This is a genomic window from Paenibacillus xylanilyticus, from assembly GCF_009664365.1.
GTDB classification, from domain to species: domain Bacteria; phylum Bacillota; class Bacilli; order Paenibacillales; family Paenibacillaceae; genus Paenibacillus; species Paenibacillus xylanilyticus_A.
The window spans coordinates 1-10,000 of sequence record NZ_CP044310.1; the positions used below are offsets into that span (position 1 = coordinate 1).

At 47.7% G+C, this 10,000-nt stretch carries 8 protein-coding genes (1 of these 8 cut by a window edge); 7 read left to right on the plus strand and 1 reads right to left on the minus strand.

Going from position 1 to position 10,000, the window contains the following annotated elements:
- The first annotated feature begins 26 nt into the window (after positions 1 to 26).
- The 6 genes from dnaA (at position 27) to gyrB (ending at position 6,454) form a co-directional block, all read left to right on the plus strand.
- On the plus strand, positions 27 to 1,373 hold the full coding sequence (gene dnaA, locus F4V51_RS00005) for a chromosomal replication initiator protein DnaA (RefSeq protein WP_153976408.1): 1,347 nt from the start codon (positions 27 to 29) through the stop codon (positions 1,371 to 1,373).
- A gap of 220 nt (positions 1,374 to 1,593) precedes the next feature.
- Complete coding sequence (gene dnaN, locus F4V51_RS00010; protein WP_127537619.1) at positions 1,594 to 2,736, plus strand: DNA polymerase III subunit beta; 1,143 nt, start codon at positions 1,594 to 1,596, stop codon at positions 2,734 to 2,736.
- A 16-nt stretch (positions 2,737 to 2,752) separates the two neighbouring features.
- On the plus strand, positions 2,753 to 2,968 hold the full coding sequence (yaaA, locus tag F4V51_RS00015; RefSeq protein ID WP_056697580.1) for a S4 domain-containing protein YaaA: 216 nt from the start codon (positions 2,753 to 2,755) through the stop codon (positions 2,966 to 2,968).
- Between the two features lie 54 nt (positions 2,969 to 3,022).
- Positions 3,023 to 4,135: a DNA replication/repair protein RecF gene (gene recF / locus F4V51_RS00020; protein WP_095293519.1), complete on the plus strand. Its 1,113-nt coding sequence runs from the start codon at positions 3,023 to 3,025 to the stop codon at positions 4,133 to 4,135.
- 13 nt (positions 4,136 to 4,148) lie between these two features.
- Complete coding sequence (gene remB, locus F4V51_RS00025; RefSeq protein ID WP_095293520.1) at positions 4,149 to 4,397, plus strand: extracellular matrix regulator RemB; 249 nt, start codon at positions 4,149 to 4,151, stop codon at positions 4,395 to 4,397.
- A gap of 146 nt (positions 4,398 to 4,543) precedes the next feature.
- The gene (gene gyrB, locus F4V51_RS00030) at positions 4,544 to 6,454 is read left to right on the plus strand and encodes a DNA topoisomerase (ATP-hydrolyzing) subunit B (protein WP_095293521.1); all 1,911 of its coding nucleotides are present in this window, start codon (positions 4,544 to 4,546) and stop codon (positions 6,452 to 6,454) included.
- A gap of 70 nt (positions 6,455 to 6,524) precedes the next feature.
- On the opposite strand, the gene F4V51_RS00035 is transcribed toward gyrB, so the two are convergent.
- On the minus strand, positions 6,525 to 7,460 hold the full coding sequence (locus F4V51_RS00035; protein WP_153976409.1) for a YheC/YheD family protein: 936 nt from the start codon (positions 7,458 to 7,460) through the stop codon (positions 6,525 to 6,527).
- A gap of 421 nt (positions 7,461 to 7,881) precedes the next feature.
- Between F4V51_RS00035 and gyrA the strand changes: the two genes are divergently transcribed.
- Positions 7,882 to 10,000, plus strand: partial view of a DNA gyrase subunit A gene (gyrA, locus tag F4V51_RS00040; RefSeq protein ID WP_153976410.1) — the 5' portion only. The gene runs 434 nt beyond the window's last position; only the first 2,119 of its 2,553 coding nucleotides appear in the window; it begins with the start codon at positions 7,882 to 7,884; its stop codon lies off the right edge, out of view.

Consider the following 10,000-nt stretch of genomic DNA (forward strand, 5'->3'; position numbering starts at 1 on the left):
GGAACATGTAAAAGGAGTGACAGTCTGTGGACAGCCATACTTCTGATTTATGGCAGCAAATTTTATCAATCATACAAAACAAGCTCAGCAAACCCAGCTTCGATACCTGGTTCAAAGCAACCAAAGCAACGAAGCTGAATGACAATTCTATTGTCATTTCCGCGCCGACTACGTTTGCCGTCGAATGGCTGGAGAGCCGTTACACCAAATTGGTAGGCTCGACAGTATATGAACTGCTAGGCAAGCAAGTCGATGTGAAATTTGTCATCGAAGAGAACAAGCCTGCTGAACCGGATCCGCAGCTGCCGGCGCCAACGCCTACGGTAGTTCAGGAAGAAGCGGTTCTCAGCATGCTGAATCCCAAATATACATTCGATACATTTGTCATTGGACCAGGCAACCGCTTTGCCCATGCCGCATCGCTGGCGGTCGCTGAAGCGCCCGCCAAAGCATACAATCCTTTGTTTTTATACGGGGGAGTTGGACTCGGCAAAACCCACTTGATGCATGCCATTGGCCATTACGTTTTGGAGCATGATCCGGGGAGCAAGGTTGTTTATTTGTCATCTGAGAAATTCACGAACGAATTCATTAACTCCATCCGTGACAACCGCGGGGAGAGCTTCCGGAACAAGTACCGGAATGTCGATATTCTGCTTATAGATGATATTCAGTTTTTGGCGGGAAAAGAATCAACACAAGAGGAATTTTTCCATACGTTTAATGCGCTGCATGAGGAACGGAAACAGATCATTATCTCCAGCGACAGACCACCGAAGGAAATTCCGACTCTGGAAGAGCGGCTTCGTTCCCGCTTTGAATGGGGACTCATTACGGATATCCAGCCTCCGGATCTCGAGACACGGATCGCCATTTTGCGGAAAAAAGCGCGTGCGGAAAACCTCGATATTCCTAACGAAGCTATGATGTACATCGCCAACCAGATCGATACCAATATTCGTGAACTGGAAGGCGCACTAATTCGGGTGGTAGCCTACTCTTCACTGACGAATCAAGACGTTACGACTCATCTGGCTGCAGAAGCATTGAAGGATATCATTCCTTCCAGCCGTCCTAAAATGATCACTATTCAAGACATCCAACAAAAGGTCGGCGAGTATTACAGCCTTAAGCTTGAAGATTTCAAAGCACGGAAGCGGACCAAAGCCGTTGCTTTCCCTAGACAGATTGCCATGTATCTATCGCGTGAACTAACCGATTTCTCCCTGCCCAAAATTGGGGAAGCCTTCGGAGGACGAGATCATACGACTGTGATTCATGCGCACGAAAAAATCTCCCAATCGATCAAATCCGATCAGGAGCTCTACAAAGTTATCAACAACTTAACCGAAAAAATTAAGAATCCAACCTGAACAAGTCCCAAGCCTATGCACAACGTGTACACATGTGGATAGGCTTAATTTTATGGGTTTGTACCCACTTATCCACATATTCAGTGCCCCTATTACTATTATTACTAAAAAGATCTAAAAGATATCATCTCCAAATACGCCGTTTAAAGCTCGGCCTTCGGCCTTTTGTTTAACACCTTTCAATACCCAAACAGCCAAAAAATCCGCTAGGAGTGAAACCATGAAAATCAGCATAATGAAAAGCTACTTGAACGAATCCATCCAGCATGTATCCAAAGCCATCTCCAGCCGTACCACAATCCCTATCTTGAGCGGGATCAAATTCGACGTTAATCATCAAGGTGTGACGTTGACAGCAAGTGACACGGATATATCGATTCAATCCTTTATCCCGCTTGAAGAGGGAGATAAAAGCGTAGTTCAGGTTGAACAACCAGGTAGTGTTGTACTCCCAGCCAAGTTTTTTGTCGAGATCATCAAGAAACTGCCTTCCCAGGAAATCCACATGGAGGTCAAAGACAATTTCAACACCTTCATCTCGGCAGGTGCTACCGAAATTCAGCTCGTAGGTTTGGATCCGGAGGAATTCCCGGTATTGCCAAGCATTGAAGAGAACCAAACGGTATCCATTCCAGGTGATCTGCTCAAAAACATGGTGAAACAAACGGTATTCTCCATTTCCACCCATGAGACAACTCCAATCCTGACAGGTGTACTCTGGAGCCTTGCTGACAATGAGTTGAAATTTGTGGCAACAGACCGCCACCGTCTTGCTACTCGTTCAGCAATGCTGGATAATGCAGAGGGAGTGCGTTTCAACAATGTCGTCATTTCGGGTAAAACGCTGAACGAACTCAGCAAAATCGTGCCTGATCAAAATACGCTTGTGGATATCGTAGTCGCTGACAACCAGGTCCTGTTCAAAATTGACCGTGTCCTGTTCTATTCACGCATTTTGGACGGAACATATCCGGATACTTCTAGAATTATTCCGACTTCGTACAAAACAGAACTTGTTTTGGATACAAAAAAATTAAGTGAGTCGATTGACCGGGCTTATTTGCTGTCGCGTGAAGAGAAAACCAACATTGTGCGCATGCAAACGATGGAATCCGGAACGATCGAAATTTCATCAAGCTCTTCTGAGCTGGGAAAAGTAAGAGAAGAAATTGAACCGGCCGAATTTACCGGTGATCCGCTGAAAATCTCGTTCAACTCCAAATATATGCTGGATGTGCTGAAAGTGGTGGAGAGTGAGCAGCTGATGATCGCTTTTACTGGTGTCATGAGCCCGATCATTTTGAAACCGCTGGATGACAGTCACAGCCTTTACGTCATCTTGCCGTACCGGACGACCAACTAACGAAAGGAAGATTCCAGTGAACCGAGTAACGATTCGTACGGAATATATTAAGCTTGACCAATTTTTGAAACTGGCAGATTGCATTCCGACCGGAGGCATGGCCAAAGCCCTGCTTCAGGAAGGACTTGTACGTGTGAATAAAGAGCCAGAGGAACGCCGGGGACGCAAGTTATACCCTGGGGATATCGTTGAGGTGGACGGAGAAGGCGCGTTCGAAGTTGCCGCAGAATAAACAGTTTGATCCCTGCTGCCTCCTGACGGACGGGATAAAAGGGAGGTTAACCGCTTGTTTGTCAACAGCATTGATCTGCAGCAGTTCCGCAATTATGAACATCTGAAGCTGGAATCTTTCGGTCCAGTGAATCTGTTAATCGGGCAAAATGCCCAAGGGAAGACCAATCTTGCAGAGGCCATCTTTGTGCTTGCGCTCACCAAGAGCCACCGTACATCCCGCGACAAGGAGCTGATTCGTTTCGGTGAGGAACGTGCCAGACTTGCAGCAGAAGTCGACAAAAAGTATGGAACCGTCAATTTGGAGCTGTCTTTGTCGCAACAAGGGAAGAAGGCCAAGATCAACGGGCTTGAGCAGCGAAAGTTAAGTGATTTTGTCGGTGCACTCAATGTAGTCATGTTTGCACCGGAGGATCTGGAGATTGTCAAAGGCACACCGGGGGTACGCCGCCGGTTTCTTGACATGGAGATCGGCCAGGTGGCACCAGGCTACCTGTACCATCTTCAGCAGTATCAGAAAGTGCTCGTCCAGCGAAACAATCTGCTGAAACAGCTATGGGGCAAGGATGCCTCTGCCCAGACGATGCTGGAGATCTGGAATGAACAGCTGGCTGAACATGGTGTTAAAATCGTCAAAAAAAGGAAACAATTCATAAAGAAACTGCAAAAGTGGGCCGAAACCATTCATCAGGGGATCACCGGAGGCGGGGAAGTGCTGCGTCTGGCCTATCTTCCATCCTTCAGCGAAGCCGCTGAGGAAGATGAAGCTGTTTTAATGGACCAATTTATGATAAAATTATCACAAATGAAAGAGCAGGAGATTCGCCGGGGCACAACCCTTAGTGGGCCGCACCGGGATGACCTGTCCTTTTTCATTAACGACCGGGAAGTACAAACGTATGGTTCGCAGGGGCAGCAGCGCACAACGGCGTTGTCCCTTAAACTTGCGGAGATTGAACTGATCCACGAAGAAATCGGAGAATATCCGGTCCTGCTGCTTGACGATGTGTTGTCCGAGCTGGATCCTTTTCGTCAGACGCAGCTGATCGAAACGTTCCAGAGCAAGGTGCAAACCTTTATTACAGCTACGGGAATCGAGAGCCTGAACGTTGACAAGCTCAAAGATGCCAGTATTTATCATGTTCATGCCGGACAGGTTGAACGCTAAGGAGTGAGGGGACATGTACATTCATCTGGGCGGCGAGAAAATTATCCGTTCTTCCGAATTGGTCGCTATTTTTGATATATCGATTGAAAAATCCTCTAAAATCTCCAAGCAGTATGTCACGCATGCCGAGCAGGAAAAAACAGTGGAACGCATCGGTGAAGAGGAAGCCAAGTCTATTGTCGTGACCAAGAATATCGTGTACTATTCACCTATTTCCTCAGCCACGCTTAAGAAGCGGGCTCACATTTTTCCTGATCTTTAGAGCTCTACAGGGAGGGTATAGTATGCCTTCTGCTGCTTGTCTTTAGTTTGGACTACTTGCTGAAACGAAGCAAAGATGATCATTCAGCATGCATTCTTAGTTAACGCATATTTACGATATTGAATCTATAGAAGTAGGTGAAAGGCATGTCTATGAATCAACCGTCATATGATGCGAATGAAATTCAAGTCCTTGAAGGACTGGAAGCCGTACGGAAGCGTCCGGGGATGTATATCGGTTCCACCAGTGCCAAAGGTCTGCATCATCTGGTCTGGGAAGTAGTGGACAACAGTATCGATGAGGCGCTTGCGGGTTACTGTGACCATATTGAGATCAGTATTCACGAAGATAACAGCGTCACTGTCGTCGATAACGGACGGGGTATCCCTGTCGGCGAGCATGCCAAAATGAAACGTCCTGCACTAGAGGTTGTTATGACCGTGCTCCATGCAGGCGGTAAATTTGGCGGCGGCGGATACAAGGTATCCGGTGGTTTGCACGGGGTCGGTGTCTCTGTTGTGAATGCCCTCTCCGAAAAAGTGGTCGTTACCGTTAAACGTGACGGACATGTGTATCAACAGGAATACCGCCGTGGTGCGCCGCAGTATGACCTGAAAACACTGGGAACAACGGATGAAACGGGAACAACGGTTACGTTCCACCCGGACCCGGAGATTTTTACGGAGACCACAGTATATGATTACGAAACGTTGCTTACTCGTGTGCGTGAGCTCGCATTCCTCAACAAGGGTATTGGTCTTACGCTGACAGATGAGCGCACAGGTGCAACGAACTCGTTTATGTACGAAGGGGGGATCATCGAATACGTCTCCTTCCTGAACCAAAAGCGTGAAGTATTGCATGAAACTCCGATCTACGTTGAAGGCTCCAGAGATAATATCCAGGTGGAAGTTGCCCTGCAATACAATGACAACTACACCGAGAATATTTATTCATTTGCCAACAACATCAATACGCATGAGGGTGGAACGCATGAATCGGGCTTCAAGAGTGCATTGACCCGGATCATTAATGACTATGCCCGCAAAGCGGGTGTAATCAAGGACAGCACAGGTAACTTGTCCGGGGATGACGTACGTGAAGGTCTTACGGCTATTATCTCCGTCAAGATTCCTGAGCCGCAGTTTGAAGGACAGACCAAGACGAAGCTGGGTAACAGCGAAGTGCGCGGAATTGTCGAGTCCCTGTTTGCCGAGAAGCTTCAGGAGTTCCTGGAAGAGAATCCTTCGGTATCCCGCCGCATTCTGGAAAAGGGATTGCAAGCTGCTCGTGCACGTGAAGCCGCACGTAAGGCCCGGGAATTGACAAGACGTAAGGGTGCGCTTGAAGTGAGCTCCCTGCCAGGTAAACTGGCTGACTGCTCCTCCAAGGACGCTTCGATCAGTGAACTGTACATCGTCGAAGGTGACTCTGCAGGTGGTTCTGCGAAGCAGGGTCGTGACCGTCATTTCCAGGCGATCCTGCCGCTGCGCGGTAAAATTCTGAACGTAGAAAAAGCCCGTCTGGACCGAATTCTCGGTAACGCAGAGATCAGAGCGATCATCACTGCAATGGGTACGGGGATTGGCGATGACTTCGATATTTCGAAAGCCCGTTATCACAAAATCATTTTGATGACCGATGCGGATGTCGATGGTGCTCATATCCGGACCCTGCTGCTGACATTCCTGTATCGTTACATGCGTAAAATTATTGAGGCAGGCTATGTGTACATTGCACAACCGCCATTGTTCAAAATTGAGCGCAACAAAGTGATTCGTTATGCCGGCTCCGAGAAGGAACGTGATGAAATTATTGCGAGTCTCGGTGAAAATGCCAAGTTTAACGTCCAACGTTACAAAGGTCTTGGCGAGATGAATGCCGGACAACTGTGGGAAACCACGATGGACCCTGAAAGCCGGACGATGCTGCAAGTATCGATCAGTGATGCAATGCTTGCGGACGCGATGTTTGACACTCTGATGGGAGATAATGTTGAACCTCGTCGTGACTTTATTCAGGAAAATGCAAAATATGTGAAAAACCTCGATATCTGATGATACGGGAAGAGGCGCCTGCTGGGCGCCTTTTTACTTTCGCGGGCCATGGAAACTGTGAATCCAAAAATTAGCGTGCCCGACTTTTCACTTTAGAAGAGGAAGCTTGTGGTTTGGCAGCATGACGTGATGTTTTCTTTTTTTTGGAGGGCAGCCTGCCGTAGGCAATTGCATATCGTTTAATCCTGCGATAGGCCTCTTTGTCAGGCAGTAAGCCAAAGGCATAGATACCTGGCAGTGTGTTGACCTCCAGGATCCAGGGGCGGCCTGTTTCATCGAGGGCAATATCAATACCGATCTCTTTGAGTCTTGGAAATGACTTTTGCAACTGAACAGCAGTATGAATACCGAGTCGGTAAAGCTCGCTGCGCAGCTTCTGTAATCCGGTTGCTTGGAGATGGGGGAGAACCAGCTCTTCGAATGTGGCCAGCCGTCCGCCACCGTGAATATTGGTTATGATTTTGCCCGGTGCAGCAATTCTGCCGAGAATGCCCGTCGTCTCCCAGTTGTTCTTCAGATTCTTTTGCGTGAGCACGCGTAAGTCAAATGGCAGATCTTCGTGTTTGAGGAGAGGGATGCCCTGCTGAATAAGGTAAAGGTGTCCCTGAATTCGCTCTTCCAGAGCTTGATGGAGCTCATCAAGAGTCGGATAAAACTCCTGTTTCGTGCCATATTGGAGCTCATAGGTTGTAACCTGGAGTGAGGAAGTCTCCAGATCCTGTGAGTTGGATTCGGCAAGGGAGGGATCGTCAGTAATGTCCTCCTCTGCATTGGAGTGATCTGAGGTTGGAGGTTCACTGAAGGCGTGGACTGTTTTTACTCGCATTACCCCATTACCGTACGTCCCATGGTCAGGCTTAATATAATTGAGCTCAAACAGTTCGGTCATTCGTTCAAGAGTTTGGCGATCGTATTGCCTTGTGACAGGGATATATTCATTCACAGTACGGCTGCGCTGCAGCACCACTGTTTTGGTCCATTTGCTGGAGACACGCTGGATACTCAAGAAGCCACCAGTCCTTTCTTGTTTTATCAAGTTCCCTAAGAGCAGCAGTACGGAGAAATCAAAGGACAAGAGATGATATCAGTGGTATAATAGAGAAATATGACGTTTTGTGCGTTTGGCTGCACAATTGCTAGTTTGGACGTAGAACGGGAACGGCACCAGCCTTAATACACGCAGTACATATGCCGCTTTTCTAGCATTGTATGTGTAAACGGAGAGGAAGGCAGGGCTAATCCCCAGACTGCTCAAAGTTCCCGGAAGAAAGGCTATTACCCAGCAGACGTTTAATTGTGTAACTTTTGTGAAAGTAATATAATAAAGAGTAGCGTTCTTGCGCGGTTTTAGCCTTGTTAGGCTTTTCACATATACTATTTTAATGACTGAATGGAACGTTTGTTGAAGGACAAGAAGGAGGTCCAGCATGGCGGAAGAAATGAACTCGCAGATTAAAGATCGGGATATTGGCGTCGAGATGCGTGAATCGTTTATGGATTATGCGATGAGCATCATTGTTAGCCGTGCCCTGCCTGACGTACGTGACGGATTGAAGCCGGTTCACCGGCGTATTTTGTACGCAATGTCAGAGCTAGGCATGACACCCGATAAACCACATAAAAAATCAGCCAGAATCGTCGGCGAAGTTATCGGTAAGTATCACCCGCACGGTGACTCTGCCGTATACGAAACGATGGTACGGATGGCACAGGATTTCTCCCTGCGTTACATGCATGTTGATGGACATGGTAACTTTGGATCCGTCGATGGCGACATGGCGGCAGCCATGCGTTATACGGAGGCACGTTTGTCCAAGATTGCTATGGAGATGCTTAGAGACATCAACAAGGATACGATCGATTTCCAACCGAACTATGACGGTGAAGAGAGCGAACCCGTTGTTTTACCTGCTCGTTTTCCTAACTTGCTTGTCAATGGTGTCGGCGGGATTGCGGTAGGTATGGCAACGAACATCCCTCCTCATAATCTGGGAGAGGTGATTGACGGCGTTCAGGCCATGATCAAAAATCCGGATATTACATCCATGGAATTGATGGATTACATTCATGGTCCAGACTTCCCAACAGCAGGTTATATTCTGGGACGCTCCGGTATTCGTCAGGCTTACCAGACAGGCCGCGGCTCTGTTACAATGCGGGCCAAAACGAACATCGAGGAAAATAACAACAAGGCACGTATCGTTGTTACCGAGATTCCTTACCAGGTCAATAAGGCAAGACTGGTGGAGAAGATTGCTGAGTTGGTTCGCGACAAAAAAATTGATGGTATTACGGATCTTCGGGATGAATCGGACCGTACCGGCATGCGCATTGTCATTGAGCTTCGCAGAGATGTGAACCCGGGTGTTGTGCTGAACAATCTGTACAAGCACACAGCAATGCAGTCCACTTTCGGCATCAATATGCTTGCAATTGTGAATAAGGAGCCCAAAATCCTGAATCTGCGCGAAGTGTTGTACCACTACCTGCAGCATCAGATTGAGGTTATTCGCAGACGTACACAATTCGAATTGAGAAAAGCGGAAGCCCGTGCACATATTCTGGAAGGTTTGCGCATTGCACTGGATCATATCGATGAGATTATTGCGTTGATTCGTTCCTCCAGCAATACAGATGCAGCTAGAGAAGGGTTGATTGAGCGATTCTCGCTTAGTCATGATCAGGCTCAAGCGATTCTAGATATGCGTTTGCAGCGCCTTACAGGACTGGAACGGGAACGCATTGAAAATGAATATAACGAGCTTATGGTCAAAATTGCGGAGTATCGCGAGATTCTGGCCAATGAGCATCTGGTACTCGAAATTATCAGTGAAGAGCTGCAAGAAATTCGTGAGCGCTTCGGTGATGATCGCCGTACAGAGATCACTATTGGGGAAGAAAGCATCCTGGATGAGGATCTGATTCCGCGTGAAGAGGTTATTATTACCATTACACACACGGGCTATGTGAAGCGTCTGCCGGTATCGACATATCGCAGTCAGAAGCGTGGCGGACGTGGAGTCGTGGGCATGGATACCAAGGATACCGACTTTGTCGAGCATCTATTTGTAACCAACTCTCACAACTACCTCATGTTCTTTACGGACAAGGGTAAGGTATACCGTCTAAAAGCTTATGAGATCCCAGAGCTTGGACGTACAGCTCGTGGAACACCGATTATCAACCTGATTCAGATTGAACAGGGAGAATCGGTTAACGCCGTGATTCCGGTGCAGGAATTTGAGAGCGACAAATATCTGTTTTTTGCCACCCGTCAGGGTGTAGTGAAGAAGACACCGCTTGAGGATTATACCAATATCCGCAAAGGTGGTCTGATCGGTATCTCCTTGCGTGATGACGATGCTCTCATAGAGGTTAAACTCACAGATGGTCAGCAAGAGATCATCATGGGTACTTCAAACGGAATGTCTATTCGTTTCTCGGAAGGTAATGTTCGTTCCATGGGACGAAGTGCAACCGGGGTAAAAGGGATCACGCTGGATGAGGGCGATGTTGTCATTGGTATGGACGTTGTCGATCAGGAAC

What these genes read in the sequence shown, in the direction of transcription:
- dnaN (WP_127537619.1), top strand. Translation starts at nt 1,594, where the DNA reads ATGAAAATCAGCATAATGAAAAGCTACTTGAACGAATCCATCCAGCAT.
- remB (WP_095293520.1), top strand. Translation starts at nt 4,149, where the DNA reads ATGTACATTCATCTGGGCGGCGAGAAAATTATCCGTTCTTCCGAATTG.
- gyrB (WP_095293521.1), top strand. Translation starts at nt 4,544, where the DNA reads ATGTCTATGAATCAACCGTCATATGATGCGAATGAAATTCAAGTCCTT.